The 23361-nt window shown below is 65.2% G+C and carries 24 protein-coding genes and 1 riboswitch; of the genes, 9 read left to right on the top strand and 15 right to left on the bottom strand.

The features are described from left to right. The first annotated feature begins 128 nt into the window (after nt 1–128). Nucleotides 129–536, top strand: coding sequence for a thioesterase family protein (locus tag QJT82_RS39545; protein ID WP_028344312.1), 408 nt, complete (start codon nt 129–131; stop codon nt 534–536). A 226-nt stretch (nt 537–762) separates the two neighbouring features. Here QJT82_RS39545 and proC read toward each other — a convergent pair whose 3' ends face one another. After that, nucleotides 763–1527: a pyrroline-5-carboxylate reductase gene (proC, locus tag QJT82_RS39540; protein ID WP_245288910.1), complete on the bottom strand. Its 765-nt coding sequence runs from the start codon at nt 1525–1527 to the stop codon at nt 763–765. A gap of 241 nt (nt 1528–1768) precedes the next feature. Beyond that, complete coding sequence (locus QJT82_RS39535) at nt 1769–2269, bottom strand: YbjN domain-containing protein (protein WP_016844492.1); 501 nt, start codon at nt 2267–2269, stop codon at nt 1769–1771. 441 nt (nt 2270–2710) lie between these two features. Next, nucleotides 2711–2864, top strand: a riboswitch (FMN riboswitch). Nucleotides 2865–2942: 78 nt separating this feature from the next. Here QJT82_RS39535 and QJT82_RS39530 point away from each other — a divergent pair. Together QJT82_RS39530 and QJT82_RS39525 are read left to right on the top strand one after the other, a co-directional pair. Next, on the top strand, nt 2943–3524 hold the full coding sequence (locus tag QJT82_RS39530) for a 6,7-dimethyl-8-ribityllumazine synthase (RefSeq protein WP_028344314.1): 582 nt from the start codon (nt 2943–2945) through the stop codon (nt 3522–3524). A 103-nt stretch (nt 3525–3627) separates the two neighbouring features. Next, a complete protein-coding gene (locus QJT82_RS39525) occupies nt 3628–4383 on the top strand; it encodes an SDR family oxidoreductase (protein WP_281446695.1) in 756 nt (251 codons plus the stop codon). A 213-nt stretch (nt 4384–4596) separates the two neighbouring features. Here QJT82_RS39525 and QJT82_RS39520 read toward each other — a convergent pair whose 3' ends face one another. The 7 genes from QJT82_RS39520 to QJT82_RS39490 form a co-directional block, all read right to left on the bottom strand. Beyond that, complete coding sequence (locus tag QJT82_RS39520; RefSeq protein ID WP_028344316.1) at nt 4597–5550, bottom strand: ribose-phosphate pyrophosphokinase; 954 nt, start codon at nt 5548–5550, stop codon at nt 4597–4599. Nucleotides 5551–5730: 180 nt separating this feature from the next. Continuing rightward, nucleotides 5731–6351: a hypothetical protein gene (locus tag QJT82_RS39515; protein ID WP_028344317.1), complete on the bottom strand. Its 621-nt coding sequence runs from the start codon at nt 6349–6351 to the stop codon at nt 5731–5733. 102 nt (nt 6352–6453) lie between these two features. After that, nucleotides 6454–7386 (bottom strand): MerR family transcriptional regulator, encoded by a 933-nt coding sequence (locus QJT82_RS39510; protein WP_028344318.1) that lies wholly within the window; start codon nt 7384–7386, stop codon nt 6454–6456. Nucleotides 7387–7460: 74 nt separating this feature from the next. After that, on the bottom strand, nt 7461–8228 hold the full coding sequence (pgeF, locus tag QJT82_RS39505; RefSeq protein ID WP_028344319.1) for a peptidoglycan editing factor PgeF: 768 nt from the start codon (nt 8226–8228) through the stop codon (nt 7461–7463). After that, nucleotides 8225–9283, bottom strand: a complete 1059-nt coding sequence (locus tag QJT82_RS39500) for an SAM-dependent methyltransferase (protein ID WP_051448142.1) — start codon at nt 9281–9283, stop codon at nt 8225–8227. Before QJT82_RS39500 ends, pgeF begins: the two co-directional genes overlap by 4 nt. Before the next feature lie 99 nt (nt 9284–9382). After that, on the bottom strand, nt 9383–10225 hold the full coding sequence (gene lgt, locus QJT82_RS39495; protein ID WP_028344321.1) for a prolipoprotein diacylglyceryl transferase: 843 nt from the start codon (nt 10223–10225) through the stop codon (nt 9383–9385). 15 nt (nt 10226–10240) lie between these two features. Next, nucleotides 10241–10975, bottom strand: coding sequence for a dienelactone hydrolase family protein (locus QJT82_RS39490; RefSeq protein ID WP_028344322.1), 735 nt, complete (start codon nt 10973–10975; stop codon nt 10241–10243). Between the two features lie 178 nt (nt 10976–11153). On the opposite strand from QJT82_RS39490, the gene QJT82_RS39485 reads away from it, so the two are divergent. The 4 genes from QJT82_RS39485 to ychF all read left to right on the top strand — a co-directional run bounded on the left by QJT82_RS39485 (nt 11154) and on the right by ychF (nt 14229). Continuing rightward, nucleotides 11154–11414: an accessory factor UbiK family protein gene (locus tag QJT82_RS39485; RefSeq protein WP_028344323.1), complete on the top strand. Its 261-nt coding sequence runs from the start codon at nt 11154–11156 to the stop codon at nt 11412–11414. A gap of 263 nt (nt 11415–11677) precedes the next feature. Then, nucleotides 11678–12400 (top strand): 50S ribosomal protein L25/general stress protein Ctc, encoded by a 723-nt coding sequence (locus tag QJT82_RS39480; protein WP_028344324.1) that lies wholly within the window; start codon nt 11678–11680, stop codon nt 12398–12400. 55 nt (nt 12401–12455) lie between these two features. Further along, nucleotides 12456–13070, top strand: a complete 615-nt coding sequence (gene pth, locus QJT82_RS39475; protein ID WP_028344325.1) for an aminoacyl-tRNA hydrolase — start codon at nt 12456–12458, stop codon at nt 13068–13070. Between the two features lie 61 nt (nt 13071–13131). Next, nucleotides 13132–14229: a redox-regulated ATPase YchF gene (ychF, locus tag QJT82_RS39470; RefSeq protein WP_018269814.1), complete on the top strand. Its 1098-nt coding sequence runs from the start codon at nt 13132–13134 to the stop codon at nt 14227–14229. 537 nt (nt 14230–14766) lie between these two features. Here ychF and QJT82_RS39465 read toward each other — a convergent pair. Then, nucleotides 14767–15042, bottom strand: coding sequence for a metal-sensitive transcriptional regulator (locus QJT82_RS39465; protein WP_018269815.1), 276 nt, complete (start codon nt 15040–15042; stop codon nt 14767–14769). Nucleotides 15043–15227: 185 nt separating this feature from the next. Here QJT82_RS39465 and QJT82_RS39460 point away from each other — a divergent pair, with 185 nt between their 5' ends. Next, nucleotides 15228–17501, top strand: coding sequence for a heavy metal translocating P-type ATPase (locus QJT82_RS39460; protein WP_259245218.1), 2274 nt, complete (start codon nt 15228–15230; stop codon nt 17499–17501). A 172-nt stretch (nt 17502–17673) separates the two neighbouring features. On the opposite strand, the gene dapA is transcribed toward QJT82_RS39460, so the two are convergent. The 3 genes from dapA to trxB form a co-directional block, all read right to left on the bottom strand. Continuing rightward, a complete protein-coding gene (gene dapA / locus QJT82_RS39455; protein WP_028344090.1) occupies nt 17674–18588 on the bottom strand; it encodes a 4-hydroxy-tetrahydrodipicolinate synthase in 915 nt (304 codons plus the stop codon). Between the two features lie 530 nt (nt 18589–19118). Next, entirely contained in the window at nt 19119–20039 is a 921-nt protein-coding gene (locus QJT82_RS39450) for a LysR family transcriptional regulator (RefSeq protein WP_028344089.1), read from the bottom strand. Between the two features lie 2 nt (nt 20040–20041). Next, a complete protein-coding gene (gene trxB / locus QJT82_RS39445) occupies nt 20042–21007 on the bottom strand; it encodes a thioredoxin-disulfide reductase (RefSeq protein WP_028344088.1) in 966 nt (321 codons plus the stop codon). A gap of 281 nt (nt 21008–21288) precedes the next feature. Here trxB and QJT82_RS39440 point away from each other — a divergent pair, with 281 nt between their 5' ends. Next, complete coding sequence (locus tag QJT82_RS39440) at nt 21289–21768, top strand: Lrp/AsnC family transcriptional regulator (RefSeq protein ID WP_016845095.1); 480 nt, start codon at nt 21289–21291, stop codon at nt 21766–21768. Nucleotides 21769–21984: 216 nt separating this feature from the next. On the opposite strand, the gene QJT82_RS39435 is transcribed toward QJT82_RS39440, so the two are convergent. Next, the gene (locus tag QJT82_RS39435; protein ID WP_028344087.1) at nt 21985–22389 is read right to left on the bottom strand and encodes a DoxX family protein; all 405 of its coding nucleotides are present in this window, start codon (nt 22387–22389) and stop codon (nt 21985–21987) included. Nucleotides 22390–22746: 357 nt separating this feature from the next. Continuing rightward, entirely contained in the window at nt 22747–23220 is a 474-nt protein-coding gene (gene greA / locus QJT82_RS39430; RefSeq protein ID WP_018269816.1) for a transcription elongation factor GreA, read from the bottom strand. Nucleotides 23221–23361: the final 141 nt, after the last annotated feature.

Raw genomic sequence — 23361 nt, 5'->3', positions numbered from 1 at the left:
ATCGCCGTCGCCAGGAAGCTGCTCACGGTCCTCAATGCCATGATGCGAGACCGAAAGCCGTACCTACAGACCAAACCAACATAACAGTTGCCGGCTCAAGGCCGGGACGACACCTGTCTTGAGGCCACATGGACGCACGCGACTTCATCAAGGTCGGCATGAGCGCCGAGCGCACGCTCGTGGTGCCGCCGGAGCGCACCGTCGGGAATTTCGTGCCCGGCATGCCGATGGTCTATGCGACGCCGATGATGATCCTCGAGATGGAGATGGCGTCGGGCGACGCCATCCGCGCCGCGTTGCGGCCCGGCTGGGTCACGGTCGGCACCGAGGTCGATATCCGCCATCTCGCCGCCGCGCTGGTCGGCGCCACCGTGCGGACCACCGCGAAGGTGGTCGCGGTCGAGCGCCGCGTGATCCGCTTCGAGGTGGAAGCCTTTGAGGGCACGCGCAAGCTCGGCGAGGGCCGCCACGCCCGCGGTCTGATCAATGTCGAGAGTTTTAACAAGCGGCTGGCGGGAACGTCGGGCACTGAGTAGGGTGGACAAAGGCGCGCTTGCGCCCTGCCCACCGTTCACGGCGTGTTCGCGATGGTGGTCACGCTGCGCTTTGCCCAACCTACGACTCTTGCCACTTGTTCAGACGTCATCCTGAGGTGCGCGCCCTTGCGCGTCTCGAAGGATGGGCCGCGGGCCGTGCACCCTTCGAGGCTCGCTCCGCTCGCGCCTCAGGGTGACGGGGAACGAATAATGAGTCGGCGAAAGACTACTTCGCCAATTCCCTTGAGCGCCGTGTTGCCGCGGCAATCGCGCGGGTCATCAGTGGCTGCATGCCGTCATTGGCCATCAGCACCTCCAGTGCGGCAGCGGTGGTGCCGCCGGGCGAGGTGACGTTCTGCCGCAGGGTCGCGGATGGCAGATCCGAGCGATGCAGCAATTCGCCGGAGCCCGCGACGGTCGCACGCGCCAGCGTGGTCGCAAGCTGCTCGGGCAGGCCGGCCGCAACGCCGGCACGCGCGAGCTCCTCGGCGAGCAGGAACACATAGGCGGGGCCCGAGCCGGACACCGCGGTCACCGCGTCCATCAGGCTCTCATCGTCGACCCATTCGACGAGCCCGGTCGCTTTCAGCAGCGCATCGGTCATCGCGCGTTGCGCGGCGGTGACGCGCTTCGACGGTACGGCAACGGTGATGCCGCGGCCGATCGCTGCCGGCGTGTTCGGCATCGCGCGCACCACCGCGCCGCCGACAACCTCTTCCAGCGCTGACATGGTCGTGCCGGCCATGATCGAGACGACGAGTGTCGAGGGACCGACGAAGGATTTCAGCGCCGCACCGGCGTCGCGGAATGATTGCGGCTTCACCGCGACGACAAGCGTGTCGACCGTGCCGAGATCCTTCGCTTGCGGATTGAGCCGCACGCCCTTTGCGGCAAGCGCGGAAATTTCCGGCGAGAGATGCGGATCGATCACCGCGACGCGGTCGGGTGCGAGGCCCTGCGCGAGCCAGCCGGTCAGCATGGCGCCGCCCATCTTGCCCGCGCCCGCAAGCGCGATGGTGCCGGTGGTGTTCTTAAGTGCGCTGCTCGTGTTCACAGGCGTCTCCACAAACCCGGTGTCGTCCCGGCCTTGAGCCGGGACCCATAACCACAGGCGGTTCTAGTGAGACGAGCGATCAGCCACAAGCAGTTTGCGTAAGCCCCGCGGCCGCGGAGTATGGGTCCCGGCCTTCGCCGGGACGACACTGAGGGTGTGGATTGCTGGAGCGAAACCGTTACGCCTCGCCCTCGGTATCGAACATCGCCGCGGCCATTGCCTCGGCGGTCGACTTGCCGGCCCACACCACAAACTGGAACGCTGGATAGTAGCGCTCGCAGGCGTGGATCGCGTTGACCACCATGGCCTCGCACTGCGCGGTGGAGGCGGTGAGGCCGCCGGGCAGCACCAGCGCCTGACGGTGCATCACCATGCCGGTGTGGGTCCACAGATCGAAATGGCCGACCCATAATTGTTCGTTGATCGCGGCGACCAGCCGCTGCACTTCGGCGCGGCGCGCCTGCGGCATCTTCATGTCGAAGGCGCAGGCGAGATGCAGCGCCTCGATCTCGCCCATCCAGGTGAACGAGAGCTGATAATCGATCCAGTCTCCCTTGGAGACGATCGTCACCTCGTCTTCGCCGGAACGCTCGAACGCCCAGTTGTTGTCGGTGGCGATATCCTCGACCACCGCAAGCGGGTTGTTCCGGGAATCGATAATGCTTTCGAGGAGGGACATGCCGTCTCGGACCTTGTTCTTATGATCGCTTGATACGCACACGGAAGCCGGCACTTGCGACATACTGCGTCGTGGCCGAGTGCAGTTCCTTGACCGGGCTTCCGGATGCCCCTGGACCTGACGCCGATGAAGTGATGTGATTTGCGGAATCCGCGCAACCGCACGCCGAGTCCGTCCACAGCCAAAGCGCGCATCGTCCACAGCTGATCTCCGCCACATCTGTGATTTTGAGAACAAATCGGAATCTAAGCGTTCGCGTAACGCTTTGTTAACCATTTGCCGGCGCTTCGCCGCGCCTGTGAATCAGTGGTCGGGCCCTCACATCAACCTCGCAGAGCCGCAACGCGCTCATGGGGACATGCCGTTTCCCCATGCCAAAGGCCTTGCCCGGCTGTCGCGCTTTGGTCATATTTCGCCTCAGGCACGTCCATCCCGGGCGTGCCGAGTTCTCAGGGCGGGGTGAAAATCCCCACCGGCGGTAAGGGTGACGAGCCCAAGCCCGCGAGCGCCTTCCTCCGCGAAGCCGGGGGAAGGGTCAGCAGATTCGGTGCAATTCCGAAGCCGACGGTTACAGTCCGGATGAAAGAGAACGGTTGCGGCGGCCAACGCGATTTTCGCGTTGGCTCGTGTCGTTGTCCGTGTGCCCTGATTCTGGTCCTGAAAGAGGAAAGCCATGAATCAGATGTTGCAAGACCAAGACGTTCAAGCTTCTCAAGTCCAAACCTCCCAGGCAGAAAGTGCTCCCGATGCGCCGGCCATTCCGCCGGCGCCGGAGCATCCGCACTTCGCAAAGCCGCAGCGCGTTGCCTTCGTGCAGTCGTCCTGGCATCGCGACGTGGTGGAAGAATGCCGCATCTCCTTTCTGAAGGAGATCGAGGCGCGTCACATCACCAATGTCGACGTGTTCGAGGTGCCGGGCTCGTTCGAGATCCCGCTGCACGCGCAGCTGCTGGCGAAGACCCGCCGCTACACCGCGATCGTCGCGGCCGGGCTCGTCGTCGATGGCGGCATCTACCGCCACGAATTCGTCGCCGACACCGTGATCAAGGCGCTGATGGATGTGCAGTTGCGCACCGAGGTGCCGGTGTTCTCGGCGGTGCTGACGCCGCAGCAATTCCACGAAACCGAGGTGCATTACGAGTTCTTCCGCAAGCATTTCGTCATCAAGGGGATCGAGGTCGCGGAAGCCTGTGCCAATACGCTGCTCAGCCTCGAGCGGCTGCGCGGCCAGGTCGCAGCGGGGATTCCCGGTTAGCATCGGCGGAAAAGCGATTCCGGCATGCGTGCCGGGATCGCTCTCGCCTGCGGCGCGTTCGGTTATGCTTGCGGCATAAAACCAAAATGCGCGTGAGGCGCCCATGACCGTACAACATTCCTCTGACTGGCTCGGCCTGTCGGGCCGCGTTGCCGTCGTTACCGGCGGAGGCGGCGGCATTGGCCGCGCCACCGCGGTCAGCTTCGCGCGCGCCGGCGCCAGGGTCGCCGCGCTCGATCGCGACGAGCGCTCCCTTGCGGAGACCAAGGCAAAGCTTCGCGAGTTCGGTGACGGTCATCTCGTCGCGAGCTGCGATACGACCAGCGAGGACAATGTCGCCGCTGTCGCCGACGCCGTCGCGCGCACGCTTGGCGCTTGCGACATCCTCGTCAACACCGCGGCGGTGCTGCGCCCGGGCGGGCTCGATACGCTCGCGCTCGCGGAATGGAATGCGGTGCTGGCGGTCAATCTCACCGGCTATTTCATCTGCGCGCAGGCGTTCGGCCGCCAGATGCGCAAGGCCGGACGCGGCAGCCTCATCCACGTCGCTTCGATCGCCGCCAGCAATGCGCAGGGGCAGAGCGGCGCCTACAGCGTCAGCAAGGCTGGCGTCGTGATGCTCTCGCAGCAACTCGCGGCGGAATGGGGGCCGCATGGCATTCGCAGCAATGTGGTGAGCCCCGGCCTTGTCGTGACGCCGATGAGCCAAGCCTTCTACGACACGCCAGGGGTCACCGAGCGGCGCACCGCCGTGGTGCCGATGCGCCGGATCGGCGCACCGCAGGACATGGCGGACGCGACCCTGTTCCTGGCCAGCGATCGCTCGTCTTACGTCAAGTCGGAGGCCAAGCGGTCTTAGGAAGACAAATATGTCTGGCAACTCCTTGGCTCACATAGGTCGGGGAGGCCAAGCGGTCTTAGGAAGACAAATATGTCTGGCAACTCCTTGGCTCACAGAACGACATGGCTACGATCCGACTTTGATTTACAACGCTGGAGCCACAGCCTTCGCAACAACAACGGCCTGCGGTTATGGGCCCCTGCTTTCGCAGGGACGACAGCAAATATCGATTTAATCGAACAGGCTCGAGACCGACTCTTCCGCCGCGGTGCGGCCGATCGCTTCGGCGATCAGGCCGGCGATCGAGATCTGGCGGATGTTCGGCGCCTTGTTGACGGCCTCGGTCGGCAGGATCGAGTCGGTGATGACCAGTTCCTTCAGCCGCGACGAGGCGATGCGCGCGGCGGCGCCGCCGGACAGCACGCCGTGCGTGATGTAGGCCGAGACCTCCTTGGCGCCGTGCGCGATCAGCGCTTCGGCGGCATTCACCAGCGTGCCGCCGGAATCGACGATGTCGTCGACCAGGATGCAGTTGTAGCCGGCGACGTCGCCGATCACGTTCATCACCTCGGACTCACCCGGGCGCTCGCGGCGCTTGTCGACGATGGCAAGCGGGGTGTTGATGCGCTTGGCGAGGCCGCGGGCACGCGCCACGCCGCCGACGTCGGGCGACACCACCATCACCTTGGCGAGGTCGAACTTCTCTTTGATGTCGCGCACCATCAGGGGCGCCGCGAACAGGTTGTCGGTCGGGATGTCGAAGAAGCCCTGGATCTGGCCGGCATGCAGGTCGAGCGTCATGACGCGGTCGACGCCGGCGTGCGAGATCAGGTTGGCGACGAGCTTGGCCGAGATCGGCGTACGCGAGCCGGACCTGCGATCCTGCCTGGCGTAGCCGAAATAGGGCACCACCGCGGTGATGCGGCGCGCCGAGGAACGGCGCAGCGCGTCGGTGATGATCAACAGTTCCATCAGATTGTCGTTGGCCGGAAACGACGTCGACTGCAGGATGAACATGTCCGAGCCGCGGACATTCTCCTGGATCTCGACGAAGATCTCCATGTCGGCGAAGCGCCGGACCACGGCCTTGGTCAGTTCGATGCCAAGTCCCTTGGCGATGTCCTGCGCCAGCGCAGGATTGGAGTTGCCGGCGACGAGTTTGATTGATCCGTTCTTTGCCGACATCGATGCTTCCCCCCGCGCCTTGCTGGATACGACGTTCAGCATCTCAAGTCCTTACAGAACCGGCGGGTTTTCGGTGCGCGAGGGAATATCAGGCAGGCGCCTCCGATGGCAACCCATTAGCCGGCCTTGGCCGCCGTTTTTCCTGGGCAAAAAACCTATTTCCCCGGGAGATAACGGGGTTTAGTCGGCGGAATAGCCGAGCGCCACGGTCTCGGCCGCGGCGGGGGTCGGGGCGCTTGCCACCGTGGGCCCGCGGAGGTCCGGTGCCGGGGCGGGTGCGGGGCTGTCCGCCGGGCCGCCATTGAGCATGCTGGAGAGGCCGCTGAAGCCGGCCTGGGCGATCTTGCGCAGCACCAGGTCGTCGGCGGCGGCCCAGGCGTCGCGGCCGGCCTTGCCGGCGGGCTCCTCGCCGGAGAGCCGCAGCGCGCGTTGCTGGTCGCTGTCGTAGACGTCCCACACCCACGAGATCATGGTGCGGCCGCGCACCACCTGCGCCGACAGATAGCTGCGCACGCGATAGGCGGCAGCGCCCTGGCGCGACACGATCGACAGGCTGCGCAGCTTGGACTCGCTGTCGAGCACGCCGACCATGCGGTCGAACACCTGGGGCGGCGGGCCGTCGATCGATTCGAACGCAACCGTTGCGCCGCTGCTTGCCGGCGTGGCCATGGCGTAGGAGTCGGCCACGTTGCCGCCGGCCGCGCAGCCGCCAAGCGCGCACGCGATCGCGAGCCACGTGCCTGCGATCGCGGCGCGCGCGGCTGTCCCAGTTTGAAACTGGCGGTTCGACGCTTCCCTCATTGCGTCCTGCGATATCGTTAAAACGGCTTAACGTCTAGGGCAGGACGGCCACAGCCCTTAACCGATCCGGGCGGCGCGCCGCGAGGTTTCGGATTTCCCTGCTCAGTCAGAGAGATGGTGCCGCATGGCCTCGGTGATCCAGGCCCATTCGCGGTTCGGGCTCGCGTCCGGCGATTGCCCGCGCATGATGGCGACGAGCTCCCAATAGCGCGCGGCACGGGCGTCGTGCAGGGCATATTTACCGCGAATCCAGTTGCGGAATTCCGGATCAGGTTTTCGCTTCAGCAATCGCGCCGATGTTTCCAGCCAGTCGCGCGCCAGCGCTTGGCCCGCCTCCGACGCCGGGCCGAGGTCGCGCGCGATGATCTCCCTGGCTCTCGCCAGCACGGTTTCGTTGGCCGCTTGCCAGGCGGCGAGATCCAGCACGTGGTGATTCCAGACGTCCTCCGCGTTGGCGCGGATGTTGGCGACGAGGGAAGGGTCGTTGAGCATCTCCGAAAGCTCGATCCAGGCATCGCACTGCTCGGGCGTCGGCTCGTCGGGCAATTCGGGCACGCTGGTCTCGATCATCTGCCGGATCCATTTCCGGTCGATGTTGATGCCGTCGGACACCTTCTCGAAGAAGCGTTCGACGACGTTGCGGCGCTCGGTGCGGGATAGCTGCGTCATGGTCAGGAATCTCCTCAGGTCTGCTTCGGTGAGTTGCGGTGAACGCAACGCAGCCCGCAGGGCCGAGGCGACGCGGCGCTGCGCCGCGATCTCCGCTTCCAGCGTCTCGAGGCGAAGCTGCAGCGCCTCGACCAGCGAGAGCTCCTTGGTCAGGACCTCGCGGATCGCGTCGAGACCGAGCCCCGCATCGCGCAGGCAGCGGATCAGGTCGAGGCGAACCAGTTCGTCGTCGGTGAAGACGCGATAGCCGCTCGCGGTGCGGCCGGCCGGCGGCAGCAACCCCTGGTCCGAATAGAAGCGGAGCTTGCGGACGGAGATTCCGCTGAGCCGCGCCGCCTCGCCGATGCTGTAGGTGCGTTGTGTCATGCGCCGCTTGTCCGGTCTCCAGCAGGTGGAGAGTCAAGACGCTTGTCGCACAAAAATGAGGAGGACCCCCGGTGTCAGCTTTCCAGCGCGATGGCGTGAACGAGCCGGCCGTAATCGGATTCCTTGCGATGCACGGAGCGGCGGTAGCTGAAGCAGCGCTCGTCGGAATAGGTGTCGATGCCGAGATCGTCGATCATCAGCACGCCGGCATTTTCCAGCCGCATGCGGATGAAGCCGGCAAGATCGAACATCGCGTGTCCGTCGCGTTCGGCGGGCATGAAGAACATGCCGTTCTCCGCATCGGCCTCGATGAAGCGTTCGACGAATTCGTTGCCGACCTCGTAGGACTCCTTGCGGATCAGCGGGCCGATGGCGGCGACGATGCCGCCGCGCTCGGCGCCGAGCTTCTCCATCGCGTCGATGGTCGATTCCAGCACGCCAGTCAGCGCGCCCTTCCAGCCGGCATGCGCCGCGCCGATCACCCGTGCATTGGGATCGACGAACAGGATCGGGCCGCAGTCGGCCGTCGTGACCGAAATCGCAAGGCCCTCGGTGCGGGTGACGAGCGCGTCCGCCTTCGGGCGCACGGCGCCATTCCATGGACCGGTCACGACCACGACGTCAGGCGAGTGAACCTGATGCACGCTGACGAGGTGATCGAGCGGCACGCCGAGCTGCGCCGCCATCCGCCGCCGGTTTTCCGCGACCTTGGCCGGATCGTCGCGCGAGCCGAGCCCGCCATTCAGCGCGGCATAGATGCCCTCCGACACGCCGCCCTCGCGCGAGAAGAAGGCATGGCGCAGGCCCGGAATGGCCGACAGCAGCGGTGATCCCAATGTCATTGTTCGGTCTCGTCAGGCTGATCGCTCAATCCGGCGATCGAGGTGAGGCGCGGGTCGGAGATGGCCATGACCTTGAACATCGAGCCCATCCCGCCGCGCCCGGAATCGGTCAGCCGCTTCAGCGCGCCGGCAATGTCGGCGGAGACTTCGGGGCTTGCTTTCGCCATCAGCCCGGCGGCGCGGGCCTCGACGCCGAGGCGCTTGAGGAAGTCGCCCTGCGTCGCCGGTCCGTGGACGCGCGCGCCGACATCCTCGGCGGCCCGCGCCAGGGCCTGGAAATCGACATGCGCAGTCACATCGGCCTGTCCCGGGTTCTTCAGCGGGTCGGCGAAGCTGTGGCGCGCGATCGCCTGGAAGGTGTCGCCGGCGTCGCTGCGCAGATGGCCGTAATCGATGATCAGCGCGGCGCCGTCCTGGTCGCGCAGCCGCGTCGCGAGCTTCATGATCTCGTTGTCGGGCCGCCATTCGAACACCGCGCCGAGCGGGGCGGCGCGCACCAAAGGCGGCAGCAGCACCTCGAAATGCGGTGTCGGCTCGGTGGCGGGAGCGAAATACAGGTTGCCGTTGGCATCCATCCCGACCGTGCGCTCGTGCCAGCCGGTCTCGCGCCGGACCATCTGGTGGATCGGCAGCACGTCGAAATATTCGTTGGCGAGGATCACCGCCGGTCCCTCGGGCACGTCGTCGATGCTGTCGTGCCAGGTGATATCGCGCACGCCCGTCAGCGTCGCGTACTGCTTCTCGCGCAGCACCGGATTGACCTCGACGAGGTGGATGCTGAGCGACTGGTAGAGCGGCGGCAGCACGCGAAGCGCGCGCAGCGCGTCCGCCATCATGGTGCCGCGGCCGGGGCCGAGCTCGATCAGGCGGAGCGTCTCCGGCGAGCCGATCGCGCGCCAGACCGAGGCGCTCCACAGCCCAAGCAGTTCGCCGAACATCTGGCTGACCTCGGGCGATGTGGTGAAATCGCCCTCGCGGCCGAGCGGATCGCGCGACAAATAGTAGCCGTACCGCGGATGCATCAGGCACAATTCCATGTAGCGCCAGACCGGCATCGGCCCGGACAGCTTGATCAGCTTCCTGATCTCATCCAGCAGCGGGGAGGGTTCGCTCACGGCCTTCCTTGGATTGCACTTGCTTTGGATTGAACTTGTTCAGGTTGAACTCGGCGCCGGACCGCCCGCCCTGCGGCGGACGGCGGCCGTGATGAGGATAACGCCAACGATGATCATTGGCACCGACAGCAGCATGCCCATGGTTAATCCGCCCCACAGGAAGCCGAGCTGCGGGTCGGGCTCCCTGAAGTGCTCGCCGATGATTCGGGCAACGCCGTAGATCGCAATGAAACTGCCGAGGATCAGGCCGGGACGCTTGAGCGCCCCCATCCGGATCATGACGGCCAGCGCCGCAAACAGCACGATGCCTTCAAGCCCGGCCTCGTAGAGCTGGCTCGGATGCCGCGGCAGCGGCCCGCCATTGGGGAAGATCATGGCCCAGGGCAGGCTCGGATCGGCGTGACGGCCCCACAATTCGCTGTTGATGAAATTGGCGAGCCGGCCGAGGAACAGCCCGATCGGCGCGACCGCGGTGGTGATGTCGCCGAGCGACAGGATCGGGATGTTGTTGCGGCGGGCAAACAGCATCACCGCCGCGACGCAGCCGAGGAAGCCGCCGTGGAACGACATGCCGCCCTTCCACAATTCCAGGATTTCGGCCGGATGCGCGATGAAGAAGGACAAATTGTAGAACAGCACATAGCCGGTGCGGCCGCCGACGATGATGCCGATGGTGACCCAGAGGATGAAATCGTCGAGCTGCGGCAGCGTGATCGGCGCCGGGCCGCCCCACAGCCGGTCCTTCTTGATCAGCGAGCGGGCGTAGATCCAGCCCAGCACGATGCCGACGATGTAGGCCAGCGCATACCAGCGGATCACGATCGGCCCGAGCGAGAGCGCGACGGGATTGAACACCGGAAAGTCGATCAGCAGGAACGGCATCGTGCGTCTTGAGGCTCAGCTCACGAGGTTGCGGCGGTAAAGCGCCAGCAGCCGCTCCCAATGGCGTTCAGCGGCGTCGCGGTCATAGACCGGGCGCTTCGGGAACGCAAAGCCGTGATGCGTGCCGGGATAGATCTCCACCTCGTTGTTCGATCCCTTCATGCCGGCCTTCACCTGCTCGATGATGTCCTGTGGCGCGTAGATATCGGTCTCGGCGCAGGCGAAATAGAGTTCGGCCTTTGTCTTTTGCGCGGCAAGATGCGGACTGTCGGGCTGGTCGGTCGCCAGATGCGTGCCGTAGACCGAGGCGGCGGCCTTGACGCGATCGCCGAAATGCGTCGCCGCGTTCACCGCGTAGCGGCCGCTCATGCAATAGCCGACGGTGCCGATGATCCTGGTGTTCGCCGCCCTCTGCGTCTCGGCATAGGCGAGCAGGCCTTTGGTGTCTTCCATCACCAGCGGAATGTTGAGCGAGTGCATCAGCTCGAACATGCGCTTGCGCTCGGGCGATTCCGGATCGGGATTGATCGGGCCGAGCTCCATCACGCCGGCGCGGTAATACATATTGGGCAGCATCACATAATAGCCTGACGTGCCGAGCCGGCGCGCCATGTCGCGCAGCTCCTCGCGGATCGCCGGCGCGTCCATGTAGAAGATGACGACAGGGAAGGGGCCGCCGCGCTCGGGATGGGTGATGAAGGTGGTGGTCTTGCCGTCCTTGGTCGGGATCTCGACGGTCTCTTCGATCATGGCGTTTCTGCTCGCGTTATGTGTGCGATTTCTGTTGTGAGTTCATACGATTGCAAGGAAACCGGAGCATGACAAGGCAAGCCTCGGGAGGCCTGCCATTCGCGGCGGACTTGAACCGGATGGCTGAGATCGCCATTGTCTTTGGCGCGAGGCCAGTGAACGCGGAGAGTTTTGCGAGATGACCCAGACCAGCAACCGGTTTTTCGATGAGATCGGCCGTCTGATGAATGATGCCGCGGGCGCCGCCCAGGGCGTCAAGCGCGAGGTCGACACGGTCATGCGCAACCAGGCGGAACGTATCCTGCGCGACCTCGACGTGGTCAAGCGCGAGGAATTCGACGCGGTCAAGGACATGGCCCGCCTGGCGCGCGAGGAGAACGAGACGCTGAAGGCCCGGATCGCGGCGCTGGAGGCCAAGCTCGGCGGCTCGGCGGGCTGAAACGGCATGTACCCCGGATGGAGCGAAGCGAAATCCGGGACCACTGCCTCCGCGGGGCCGGCCCCGGATTGCGCTTCGCTCCATCCGGGCTACGATCCTCCCTCGGTAACCCAAGAAAAATCCCTTCATTTCCTTGTCATTTCGGCCCTTTGGGGCTAAAAGCCCGCCACGTCCGCGGCCCCCGCACCCCTGGAGGCTTGCTGTGGACCTGAGCATGGGCCGCGTTGCGGCCTTTAACTTTTTAAATACAAGGACTTAACGCTATGGCGACCGTCAAGGAATTGAAGGCGACCGCGCGTCCGAAGAGCGGCAAGGGGGCCGCCCGGGCAGAGCGTCGCGCCGGGAGAGTTCCCGGAGTGATCTACGGAGACAACCAGCCCCCGGTGACCATCTCGGTCGACGATCGTGAACTGCGCCAGCGCATCCTGGCGGGCCGGTTCCTCACCACGCTGTTCGACATCGATATCGAGGGCAAGAAGCATCGCGTGATTCCGCGCGACTACCACCTCGATCCGGTGAAGGACTTCCCGCTCCATGTCGACTTCATGCGGCTCGGCGAAGGCGCCACCATCCGCGTCAGCGTGCCGCTTCACATCGTGAACGGTGAAAGTTCGCCGGGCGTCAAGCGCGGCGGCACCGTGAACATCGTCACCCACGCGCTCGATCTCGAGTGCTCGGTCGACAACATTCCGCAATACATCGAGGCCGACGTCGGCGCGCTGGAGATCAGCTACTCGCTGCATCTCTCCGACGTCAAGCTGCCCACGGGCGTGAAGTCGCTGACCCGCGAGGACGCGACGCTGGTCACCATCGTGCCGCCGTCCGGCTACGCTGAAGAGCAGAAGGCCGCGGCTGCGGCGGCTGCCGGTGGCGCTGCTCCGGCCGCGGGTGCTGCAGCTCCGGCCGCTGCGGCGGCTCCGGCTGCGGGTGCTGCGGCTCCGGCCGCGGGTGCCAAGGCTCCCGCCGGTGGCGACAAGAAGAAGTAATCGATCAGGTCGGCGCGCGATCGTCTGATGGCGCGCCGACGCGGGATGCCGCGCCATGCGCCTTTTTGTCGGTCTCGGTAATCCCGGCGCGAAATACGCCAGCAACCGACACAATATCGGTTTCCTGGCGGTCGATGAGATTGCACGGCGTCATGGTTTCGCACCATGGCGCCGTCGCTTTCAGGGCGAGACCTCCGAGGGCGTGGTCGATCGTGAGAAGGTCGTGCTGCTGAAGCCGGCCACCTACATGAACGAATCCGGGCGCGCGGTGCAGGAAGCGGCGAACTTCTTCAAGCTCGCGCCCTCCGACATCACCGTGTTCCAGGACGAGCTCGAACTGCCGCCCGCCAAGGTGCGGGTCAAGATCGGCGGCGGGATCGCCGGCCACAACGGCCTGCGCTCGATCTCCGCGCATATCGGCAACGAGTATCGGCGGGTGCGGCTCGGGATCGGTCATCCCGGCGTCAAGGAGCTCGTGCACAGCCACGTGCTGTCGGACTTCGCCAAGAGCGACCGGGCGTGGGTGGAGGCCTTGTGCCAGGCCGTCGCCGACAATGCCGGCCTGCTGGCCGCGGGGCATGACGCGTCGTTCGCCAACAAGGTGCATCTGACGATGCAGTCCAAGGGATTTTTCGACAAGGGTGAGAACGGCGGCGAGAAGCCGGCCTGATCTCCCTTAATCGTCATCGGCACGAGCCCGCCATGGCGAACCAGAGATTATTGAGGAAGACATGGGATTCAAATGCGGGATCGTCGGGCTGCCTAACGTCGGCAAGTCGACGCTGTTCAATGCGCTGACCGAGACGGCGGCCGCCCAGGCGGCGAACTATCCGTTCTGCACCATCGAGCCGAATGTCGGCGAGGTCGCGGTGCCCGATCCGCGGCTGGAGAAGCTCGCGGCGGTCGCGAAGTCCGCGCAGATCATTCCGACCCGGCTGACCTTCGTCGACATCGCGGGCCTCGTCCGCGGCGCGTCGCAGGGCGAAGGCCTCGGCAACCAGTTCCTCGCCAACATCCGCGAGGTCGATGCCATCGCCCATGTGGTGCGCTGCTTCGAGGATTCCGACATCACCCATGTCGAGGGCAAGATCGCGCCGCTCGCCGACATCGAGACCATCGAGACCGAGCTGATGCTGTCCGACCTCGACAGCCTGGAGAAGCGCGTCGACAACCTCTCGAAGAAGGCCAAGGGCAACGACAAGGAAGCCAAGGAGCAGCTCGAACTCGTCAACCGCGCGCTGGTGCTGCTGCGCGACGGCAAGCCGGCGCGCGCGCTGGAGCGCAAGCCGGAGGAGGAGCGGGCGTTCCGCATGCTCGGGCTCCTGACCTCGAAGCCCGTGCTCTACGTCTGCAACGTCGAGGAAGGCTCGGCCAAGGACGGCAACAATTTCTCCAAGGCGGTGTTCGAACGCGCGAAGGAGGAGGGCGCGGTCGCGGTCGTGATCTCGGCCAAGATCGAATCCGAAATCGCAACGCTGTCGCGTGAAGAACGCACCGACTTCCTGGAGACGCTGGGCCTGGAAGAGGCCGGGCTCGATCGGCTGATCCGCGCCGGCTACCGGCTGCTCGATCTCATCACCTATTTCACCGTCGGCCCGAAGGAAGCGCGCGCCTGGACCATCGACCGCGGCACCAAGGCGCCCGCCGCCGCCGGCGTGATCCATACCGATTTCGAGAAGGGCTTCATCCGCGCCGAGACCATCGCCTATGCCGATTATATCGCCGGCAACGGCGAAGCCGGCGCGCGCGACGCCGGCAAGCTGCGGCTTGAAGGCAAGGAGTACGTCGTCGCCGACGGCGACGTCATGCACTTCAGATTCAATACCTGAGCAGGCGATCGCCAGCTGCGCGCAACGGCGGCGGCAAACTGAGCCTCGCTTTCTCCCCACGTCGTCCCGGGCAAGCGAAGCGCGACCCGGGACCCATAACCACAGGGTTGCGTTGTCGAAGCGAGCTGTGGCCCCAGCTCGCTCCATCCCACGTCCTGTGGTTATGGGTCCCTGCTTTCGCAGGGACGACACTGAGTGTGCGGGTGGCGCTCTTTCCCACGTCGTCCCGGGCAAGCGAAGCGCGACCCGGGACCCATAACCACAGGGTTGCGTTGTCGAAGCGAGCTGTGGCCCCAGCTCGCTCCATCCCACGTCCTGTGGTTATGGGTCCCTGCTTTCGCAGGGACGACACTGAGTGTGCGGGTGGCGCTCTTTCCCACGTCGTCCCGGGCAAGCGAAGCGCGACCCGGGACCCATAACCACAGGGTTGCGTTGTTGAAGCGAGCTGTGGCCCCAGCTCGCTCCATCGCCACGTCCTGTGGTCATGTCGTCCCTGCTTTCGCAGGGACGACATCGAGTATGGGGGTGGCGCTTAGATCACCGATCCGCGCGCCCGATCACGTCCATCAGCTCAGCGATCTTGCGCCGCTGGTCGGCCTTGTCGCCGGACGAGATCGCATGCTCGACGCAATGTGCCACATGATCGCGCAGCACCTCTTCCTCGACGCGGCGCAGTGCCGCGCGCGCGGCCGCGATCTGCGTCACCACGTCGATGCAATAGCGGTCGTCCTCGACCATGGCGGCCAACCCGCGGATCTGACCTTCGATCCGTTTGAGCCGTTTTAAGCAGGATGTCTTGACCTCGTCTCTCATAGGTCTCATATACCCCCCTAGGGTATGCAAATCAAGAGGCCGGGTTAGCGGCCGGGAAGAGTTTCGTGGCACACGCAAAGCACGACCATTCGCACGCGGATCATCACCACCATGGCGCGGCCGCGCATTCCTGCTGCGGCGGCAAGCATGATCACGACCGGACGCCGGCCGAGGCGGCGTTCGCGATCGATCCGGTCTGCGGCATGAAGGTCAACCCGGCGACCGCCAAGCACCGCTTCAGCTACAAGGGCGAGGAGTACCTGTTCTGCAGCGGCCGCTGCCGCGAGCGCTTCGAGGCCGACCCTGAGAAGTATCTCAAGCCGCGCGAGGAGGAGCCGCCGGCGCCCGCGGGCACCATCTACACCTGCCCGATGCACCCCGAGGTGCGCCAGGTCGGCCCCGGCACCTGCCCGATCTGCGGCATGGCGCTGGAGCCGGAGCAGGTCTCGCTCGACGACGGACCGGATCCTGAACTGATCGACATGACGCGGCGATTCTGGATTGGGCTCGCGCTGACCTTGCCGGTGTTCGTGCTCGAGATGGGCAGCCATCTCGGGCTGATGCATCTGGTGCCACAGGGCTGGTCGAACTGGATCTCGTTCGTGCTGGCGACGCCGGTCGTGCTGTGGGCCGGTGCGCCGTTCTTCGTGCGCGGCTGGCAGTCGCTCGTCACCCGCAATCTCAACATGTTCACGCTGATCGCGATGGGCACCGGCGTCGCCTATGTCTATAGCGTGGTCGCGACGCTGGCGCCGCAGCTGTTCCCGCCCGCGTTCCGCGACATGCATGGCGCGGTCGCGGTGTATTTCGAGGCGGCGGCCGTGATCACGGTGCTGGTGCTGCTCGGCCAGGTGCTGGAATTGCGCGCCCGCGCGCAGACCTCGGGCGCGATCCGCGCGCTGCTCGGCCTCGCGCCCAAGACTGCGCGGCGCATCACCGAACATGGCGACGAGGATATCGACATCGACGCAATCAAGGTCGGCGACCGCCTGCGCGTGCGGCCGGGCGAGAAGGTGCCGGTCGACGGCGTCGTCGTCGAGGGCAGTGCGGTCATCGACGAGTCCATGGTCACAGGCGAGTCGATGCCGGTCACGAAAGCCGAAGGCGAGAGGGTGATCGGCGGCACGGTCAACCAGAGCGGCGGCCTCGTGATGCGCGCCGAGAAGGTCGGTCGCGACACCATGCTGTCGCGGATCGTCGACATGGTGGCGAAGGCGCAGCGCTCACGCGCGCCGATCCAGCGGCTCGCCGATCGCGTCGCCGGCTGGTTCGTGCCGGCGGTAATCGCCGCCGCCGTGCTCGCCTTCATCGCCTGGACGGTGTTCGGTCCGGAGCCGCGCCTGACCTTCGCCCTGGTCGCCGCCGTCACGGTGCTGATCATCGCCTGCCCGTGCGCGCTGGGATTGGCGACGCCGATGTCGATCATGGTCGGTGTCGGCCGCGGCGCGCATTCCGGCATCCTGATCCGCGACGCGCAGGCGCTGGAGCGGATGGAGGCGATCGATACACTCGTCATCGACAAGACCGGCACGCTCACCGAGGGCAAGCCGAAGGTCGTGCGCGTTATTGCCGCCGAAGGCTTCGGCGAGAGTGATCTGCTGCGGCTGGCCGCCAGTGTCGAGCAGGGCAGCGAGCATCCGCTGGCGCAGGCGATCATCGCCGCTGCCAGGGAGCGCAAGCTTGCATCCGCCGCCGTCAGCAATTTTGTCTCGCCCTCCGGCAAGGGCGCGACCGGCATGGTCGAAGGCAGGCAGGTTGCGCTCGGCAACGCGGTACTGATGGCCGAGCTGAAGATCGCGACGGCAGCGCTCGACCAGGCGGCCGAGGCCGCGCGGCGGGACGGCGCGACGGCGATCTATGTCGCGGTCGATGGCCGTATCGCCGGGGCGATCGCGATTGCCGATCCGGTCAAGCCGTCCGCGACCAGCGCGCTGCAGGCGCTGCGTGCCGAGGGCCTGCGCATCGTGATGTTGACCGGCGACAATGAGACCACCGCGCGGGCGGTGGCAAAGACGCTCGGCATCGACGAGGTCGAGGCCGGCGTCCTGCCCGAGCGCAAGAGCGAGGTCGTGCAACGGCTGCGTGGCGAGGGGCGCACCGTCGCGATGGCAGGCGATGGCGTCAATGACGCGCCGGCGCTCGCCGCTGCCGATGTCGGCATCGCGATGGGCGGCGGCACCGACGTCGCGATCGAGAGCGCCGGCATCACGCTTTTGACCGGCGACCTGATGGGCCTGGTCCGCGCGCGGCGGCTGTCGGTCGCGACCATGCGCAACATCCGCCAGAACCTGGCGTTCGCCTTCGTCTACAACGCCGCCGGCGTGCCGATCGCGGCCGGCGTGCTGTATCCGCTGTTCGGCATCCTGCTGTCGCCGATGGTCGGCGCCGCCGCGATGGCGCTGTCCTCGGTCAGCGTGATCGGCAATGCGCTGCGGCTTTCGCGGGTGAAGCTGGATTGAACTTTCTTACCTCGCCCCGCTTGCGGGGAGAGGTCGGATCGCATCGCAAGATGCGATCCGGGTGAGGGGGCTCTCGGCGAATCCATCTCCCTCCGATATTGCGGAAGCGGCCCCTCACCCCAACCCTCTCCCCGCAAGAGCGGGGCGAGGGAGCAGAGTATGGCCGGGGCATTCACGCCGGCAGCAGAAGCTGCGCGCGGCGTTCCATCTCGGCGTCGAGCCAGGTTGCGAGATCCTCGCTTACCGCGACCATCGGCAGCCGCACCTCGGGGCTGTCGATCAGCCCCTGTCGCCACAGCCAGTGCTTGGCCGGCGCGGGGCTCGGTTCGGCGAACAGCAGCCTCGTCAGGCCGACGACGCTCTGCCAGGCAGCCAGCGCCGCGTCGCGCTGGCCCTGCTGCAACAGCGTGCGGATCGCAGCGAAGGTGTTTGTTTCCAGATGTGCGGACAGCAGGATTGCGCCGTCGGCGCCGTCCGAGAGCGCATCGAATGTCTGCGCATCCTCGCCGGTCAGCACGCGGAAGCCGGCCGGCCGGCGGTTGAGGAAGTCGATCGACTGCGCGCGGTCGGCGCAGCAATCCTTCATGCCGGCGATGTTCGGATGGTCCGCGAGTGCCAGCAGCGTCTCGTTGGTCAGGTTCACCGCCGTGCGATAGGGAATGTTGTAGAGCACGATCGGCCACGACGCGTGATCGGCGAGCGCGTTGAAGTGCTGCACGAGCCCGCGCTGCGAGGGCCTGGTATAATAGGGGCTTGCGATCAGATAGCCGTTGATCGGCCAGTCGGCCGTGTCATCCAGCGCTTCCTTCATCCGGGCGGTCGAGGCGCCGGAGAGCCCGAGACAGACCGGCAAATGGCGGGAGCTGGCACTCAGTTCGTCGAGCACGACGCTCACCAGCCCCTCCAGCTCGTCCATGCTGAGCGCCATGCCCTCGCCGGAGGTTGCGCCGAGAATGAACCCGTCGACGGGGCCATTGGCGTAGTGCCGTACGAGACGCCGCAGCGAGGTGGCGTCGAGCTCGCCGTTACGGAATGGCGTGATCAGGGGCAGCCAGAGGCCCTGCAGTTGCTGGTGTAGATCGGTCATGTTCCATCTCCTCAAGAAGGCAAGGCCGGAGACGGGACCAACAAAAAACCCCGTCCAGGCGGCGGGGTTTCGGGATCGGTTTGAATGCGAAGGTGATCTTATCGCGCGCGATCTCGTGTCCCCGGGAGGGGAGCTTTTTTCGACGACAGAACGGCGCACGAAGTCGTGATCATGGGATAATGATGCTGCGCTGCGAGGTTGTTGTCAATGCACATGCTGATCGGCGCGTGCGGCGCGTTTCGCGCATGACGTGAAGGTGAAAAGGCGCGGCGATGAAAAAAAGCCGGGCTCGAGTGAGCCCGGCTTAAGGTATTGGCCACGTGAGGCCGACACAATCACCTTCCAAGAGGGATTACTGAACTTCCGCGCCACTGGAGGAGGGGGACATATGCGCGACGCGAACGCTCAGCGTGTAAGCACTATGATCCCCATCGACGCCTTGCAGCAACTATCCAGGTCGCATGTCAGTCATGCGGAGACCGGGGGCAGCACGGATATCCCTATAAATCAGCCCTATAAGGGCCGCTTAATCACGAGGGCCAGCGCTGCGCCTTGCTGACCACGAAGTCGCGGAACACCTGCACGCGGGCCACCGTCTTCAGCTCTTCCGGATAGACGAAGTAGGTGTCGAGCGCGATCGAGTCGGACTCGCCGAACAGCTGCACGAGGTTGTTCTGTTCGACCAGATAGTCCGGCAGCGCGGCGATGCCGAGGCCCTGCTGGCAGGCGCGCACGAGGCCAAGGATGTTGTTGACCTTGAAGTAGGGCTCGCGCGGACCGGAGCCGTTGCGGCCGGCATCGATCAGCCAGCTGCGGTTCTGCAGATGCGGCGGCACCTGCGAGTCGCCGAGCATGATGATGCGGTGCGAGTCGAGATCATCGAGCGTGCGCGGCGTGCCGAAGCGCTTGATGTATTCCGGCGAGCAATAGGCATGGAAGCCGATCGAGAACAGCTTGCGCTGGATTAGGTCCGGCTGGGTCGGCTTGCGGGTCCGGATCGCGACGTCGGCCTCGCGCATCGAGAGGTCGAGATCCTCGTCGGTGACGATCAGCGAGATCCGGATGTCGGGATAAAGCGCGGTGAACTCGTCGAGCCGCGGGATCAGCCAGTTGATACCGAGCGCCGGCGGCGTCGTGATCTTGAGGTCGCCGCTCGGCCGCTCGCGGCTGTCGGTGAGCTTTGCGCGGGCCGCCTGCAGCTGCATGAACACGTCATGCGCGGTGCGGAACAGGAGGTCGCCCTGTTCGGTGAGGATCAGGCCGCGGGCGTGGCGGTGAAATAGCGACACCGAGAGCTCCTGCTCCAGCGCGCTGACCTGGCGGGAGACCGCCGATTGCGACAGGCCAAGCTGTTCGCCGGCATGCGTGAAGCTGCCCGCCTCCGCCGCTGCGTGAAAGACCTTCAGCTTGTCCCAATCCATATCCGTAAATCCGTCGCGAGATCGTGCCATGATTATTCCGCCGCTGCGCGATCGCTCGCGCGAAGAGCCAGGAAGCGTTCCGCCTCGAGCGCAGCCATGCAGCCGAGGCCGGCGGCGGTGACCGCCTGCCGGAAGGTTTCGTCCGCCACGTCGCCCGCGGCGAACAGGCCGGGCATCGAGGTCGCGGTGGAGTTCGGCGCGACCTCGACATAGCCCGACGGTTTCAGCTTGATCTGGCCTTTGACGAGCTCCGTCGCCGGCGCATGGCCGATCGCGATGAAGACGCCGTCGGTCTTGAGGTTCGTGAGCGCGCCGGTCTTGACGTTCTTCAGCCGCACATGGGTGACCTTGTTCGGGTTCTCCGATCCGCAGATCTCGTCGATCGCCGAATCCCACACCACCTTGATCTTGGGATTCTTGAACAGTCGCTCCTGCAGGATGCGCTCGGCGCGGAAATGATTGCGGCGATGCACGATGGTGACCTGGGAAGCGTGATTGGTCAGGTACAGCGCTTCCTCGACCGCGGTGTTGCCGCCGCCGACCACTACGACGTCCTTGCCGCGGTAGAAGAAGCCGTCGCAGGTCGCGCAGGCCGACACGCCGCCGCCCTGGAACTTTGCTTCCGAGGGCAGGCCGAGCCAGCGCGCCTGGGCGCCGGTGGCGAGGATCACGGTCTCGGCGAGATAGACGTCGCCGGAATCGCAGGTCAGGCGAAACGGGCGCTGGCTGAGTTCCAGCTTGTTGACGTGATCGGTGACGATCTTGGTGCCGACATGAGCCGCCTGCTTCTCCATCTGCTCCATCAGCCAGGGGCCCTGGATCACATCGGCGAAGCCGGGATAGTTCTCGACGTCGGTGGTGATGGTGAGCTGCCCGCCCGGCTGGATGCCCTGGATCAGCACCGGCTCGAGCATCGCGCGTGCCGCGTAGATCGCTGCGGTGTAGCCGGCGGGGCCGGACCCGATGATGACGACCTTGGCGTGGACAGGCGCGGGCATTAGCTGATCCCTCTCTTCTGGGGACTTTGACGGGGACTTGTGTGGGAAGCACCCCGGAGGCAGGTCACGGCGGTGCTAAAAGTGTCAAATCCAAGTCTAGGATATCTGGGAAGCTATGCAAGATTTGCAATCCATGGCAGCGATTTTTCCCCGGAACTGAAGTCACATTCGTGAAATCGTGCGCTGCACGCGCAATAAAATTGCGCAATGCCGGCTGGCTGCGCTATGAGAGTTGCCGGCGGACCTGCCAAGCCTTCCAAACCCTAGGGAACTGTAGTCGCGTGTCGAAGAACCTTGACGAGATCGACCTCAAAATCCTCGCCGAGATCCAGGCCGATGGCCGAATCACCAATGTGGAACTGGCCAAACGCGTCGGTATCTCGCCGCCGCCCTGCCTTCGCAGGGTCCGGGCACTGGAGGAGGAAGGCTACATCCAGGGATACCGCGGCCTGCTCGATCCGCGCCGCCTCGGCTACGACGTCACGGTGTTCGCCTCGGTGCATCTGTCGAGCCAGGCCGACGCCGATCTCCGCGCCTTCGAGAATTTCGTGCGCGCCGAGCCGCTGGTGCGGGAATGCTGGATGTTGTCGGGCGAAGTCGATTTCATCCTCAAATGCGTGGCGCCCGACATGGCGACGTTCCAGGATTTCGTCACCCACCTGACGGCGGCGCCGCACGTGCGCAACGTCAGGACGTCACTGGTGCTGCACAATTCGAAATACGAGGCCGCGGTGCCGCTGGGATTGAAGGCGGTCGGCTGACACGATCCATGACGTGATTGCTTCGCGCAACGACGCTTGAATCGGACGACGTGCATTTCGGCTGATCGCTTTCTTCTCCCTCCCCCTGAAAAGGGGGAGGGCAGGGTCGGGGTCAAGCCGCAAGCGAGAGCGTTTGCGTGGAAACAGATCCCCACCCGGTTTGCGCTTTCAGCGCAAACCGACCTCCCCTTTGCAAGGGGAGGTGAGATCGCGCTGCTACCTTTTCCCCATCGCAGCGTCGACGCTGATCGGGCCCGGACCCGAGGTCGCGAGGTAGAGGCAGGCGAAGCAGAACAGGATCGCCGCGGTGCCGTTGTTGAGCAGCGGCAGGAACACCGGCTCGGCCGGGTTCTTGAACATGTGGCCGAGGAAATAGGCGAACGCCATCTCGCCCGACAGGATGAACGCGACCAGCCGCGAGAACAGGCCGAGCATCAGGAGCGCGCCGAGCACCAGTTCAAGCCAGCCCGCAGCCTGGATCAACGGCGGGATATTGGCGAAATACGCGACCACCGGAAATTTGAAGATCTTCGCGACGCCGTACTGAAACAGCAGCAGTCCGGTGATGAACCGGAACAGGCTGAGCGCCACCGGCTGAAACTTGGAGAACATCTGGTCCATTGTCATTGACCCCCTGTTTGACACACTGGAACGTTGCAAGATGCAGAAACACACGGTGTCCGCCACCAGAGTGTGATGTCAACACCTTGCGCCTGGAATCATTCCTCGCGCGATGGCAGTTGCGAGAGAACGCGGCAGCGGCACGGTGACGCGCAGCGATGCGTGTTGCGACGCGATCGTCAGCCCGAACACCGTCCGTCCCCCGACATGATTATACTGCATAATCATGTCACGGCCTCACTGGCATGGCGTGCAGCGGCTCTCCACTCACATTGCTGTCAGACCGGGGTGAAACGCGGGGCATAAAAAAAGCCGCGTGCGGGACGCGGCTTTTCTGCACCAGTCACGTGAAGGTAACTACCGCCACTCGACCTTGGTGATCTCGTAGGCCTTGGCGCCGCCCGGCGCCATCACCTCGACGGTGGTCCCCTTCTTCTTGCCGATCAGCGCGCGCGCGAGCGGCGAGGTGATGGAGATGCGGCCCTTCTTGGCGTCGGCCTCGACTTCGCCGACGATCTGCCACACCGCCTTCTTCTCGGTGTCCTCATCGATCAGCGTCACGGTCGCGCCGAACTTGATGGTGTCGCCTGACAGTTTCGAAATGTCGATGATGTCGGCGCGCGCGAGCTTGTCCTCGAGCTCGGCGATGCGGCCCTCGTTGTGCGACTGCTCTTCCTTGGCGGCGTGATACTCGGCGTTCTCCGAGAGATCGCCGTGCGAACGCGCTTCCGCGATGTGTTCGATGATGCGCGGACGATCCACCGATTGGCGATGCTTCAACTCGTCCGTCAGCGCGGCGTATCCGCCCGCGGTCATCGGAACCTTATCCATCATCTTCGTCCTTCATCGCGCGCGCCCGGCGGCCGTGCACGAATATCCAGTTCAGCTAACGCAGGAATCAGGGCGCCAACGCGCCCGGAAGCCCAGTGATTTTCGGCCCCGCTAAGGGCCGTGACAACATCCAATCGCGCG

Origin of the sequence: Bradyrhizobium sp. Mp19, assembly GCF_029952935.1 — a bacterium.
In the GTDB taxonomy this organism is placed as follows: domain Bacteria; phylum Pseudomonadota; class Alphaproteobacteria; order Rhizobiales; family Xanthobacteraceae; genus Bradyrhizobium; species Bradyrhizobium elkanii.
Note: the sequence above shows the minus strand (reverse complement) of the source record. Positions and strands in the feature narration are given on the sequence as shown.

Bases quoted from the DNA above. Each gene is read 5' to 3' on its own strand.
- QJT82_RS39545 (WP_028344312.1), top strand. From the start codon at position 129: ATGGACGCACGCGACTTCATCAAGGTCGGCATGAGCGCCGAGCGCACG.
- proC (WP_245288910.1), bottom strand. From the start codon at position 1,527: ATGGGCGGCGCCATGCTGACCGGCTGGCTCGCGCAGGGCCTCGCACCC.
- QJT82_RS39535 (WP_016844492.1), bottom strand. From the start codon at position 2,269: ATGTCCCTCCTCGAAAGCATTATCGATTCCCGGAACAACCCGCTTGCG.
- QJT82_RS39530 (WP_028344314.1), top strand. From the start codon at position 2,943: ATGAATCAGATGTTGCAAGACCAAGACGTTCAAGCTTCTCAAGTCCAA.
- QJT82_RS39525 (WP_281446695.1), top strand. From the start codon at position 3,628: ATGACCGTACAACATTCCTCTGACTGGCTCGGCCTGTCGGGCCGCGTT.
- QJT82_RS39520 (WP_028344316.1), bottom strand. From the start codon at position 5,550: ATGTCGGCAAAGAACGGATCAATCAAACTCGTCGCCGGCAACTCCAAT.
- QJT82_RS39515 (WP_028344317.1), bottom strand. From the start codon at position 6,351: ATGAGGGAAGCGTCGAACCGCCAGTTTCAAACTGGGACAGCCGCGCGC.
- QJT82_RS39510 (WP_028344318.1), bottom strand. From the start codon at position 7,386: ATGACACAACGCACCTACAGCATCGGCGAGGCGGCGCGGCTCAGCGGA.
- pgeF (WP_028344319.1), bottom strand. From the start codon at position 8,228: ATGACATTGGGATCACCGCTGCTGTCGGCCATTCCGGGCCTGCGCCAT.
- QJT82_RS39500 (WP_051448142.1), bottom strand. From the start codon at position 9,283: ATGCCGGTCTGGCGCTACATGGAATTGTGCCTGATGCATCCGCGGTAC.
- lgt (WP_028344321.1), bottom strand. From the start codon at position 10,225: ATGCCGTTCCTGCTGATCGACTTTCCGGTGTTCAATCCCGTCGCGCTC.
- QJT82_RS39490 (WP_028344322.1), bottom strand. From the start codon at position 10,975: ATGATCGAAGAGACCGTCGAGATCCCGACCAAGGACGGCAAGACCACC.
- QJT82_RS39485 (WP_028344323.1), top strand. From the start codon at position 11,154: ATGACCCAGACCAGCAACCGGTTTTTCGATGAGATCGGCCGTCTGATG.
- QJT82_RS39480 (WP_028344324.1), top strand. From the start codon at position 11,678: ATGGCGACCGTCAAGGAATTGAAGGCGACCGCGCGTCCGAAGAGCGGC.
- pth (WP_028344325.1), top strand. From the start codon at position 12,456: ATGCGCCTTTTTGTCGGTCTCGGTAATCCCGGCGCGAAATACGCCAGC.
- ychF (WP_018269814.1), top strand. From the start codon at position 13,132: ATGGGATTCAAATGCGGGATCGTCGGGCTGCCTAACGTCGGCAAGTCG.
- QJT82_RS39465 (WP_018269815.1), bottom strand. From the start codon at position 15,042: ATGAGAGACGAGGTCAAGACATCCTGCTTAAAACGGCTCAAACGGATC.
- dapA (WP_028344090.1), bottom strand. From the start codon at position 18,588: ATGACCGATCTACACCAGCAACTGCAGGGCCTCTGGCTGCCCCTGATC.
- QJT82_RS39450 (WP_028344089.1), bottom strand. From the start codon at position 20,039: ATGGCACGATCTCGCGACGGATTTACGGATATGGATTGGGACAAGCTG.
- trxB (WP_028344088.1), bottom strand. From the start codon at position 21,007: ATGCCCGCGCCTGTCCACGCCAAGGTCGTCATCATCGGGTCCGGCCCC.
- QJT82_RS39435 (WP_028344087.1), bottom strand. From the start codon at position 22,389: ATGGACCAGATGTTCTCCAAGTTTCAGCCGGTGGCGCTCAGCCTGTTC.
- greA (WP_018269816.1), bottom strand. From the start codon at position 23,220: ATGGATAAGGTTCCGATGACCGCGGGCGGATACGCCGCGCTGACGGAC.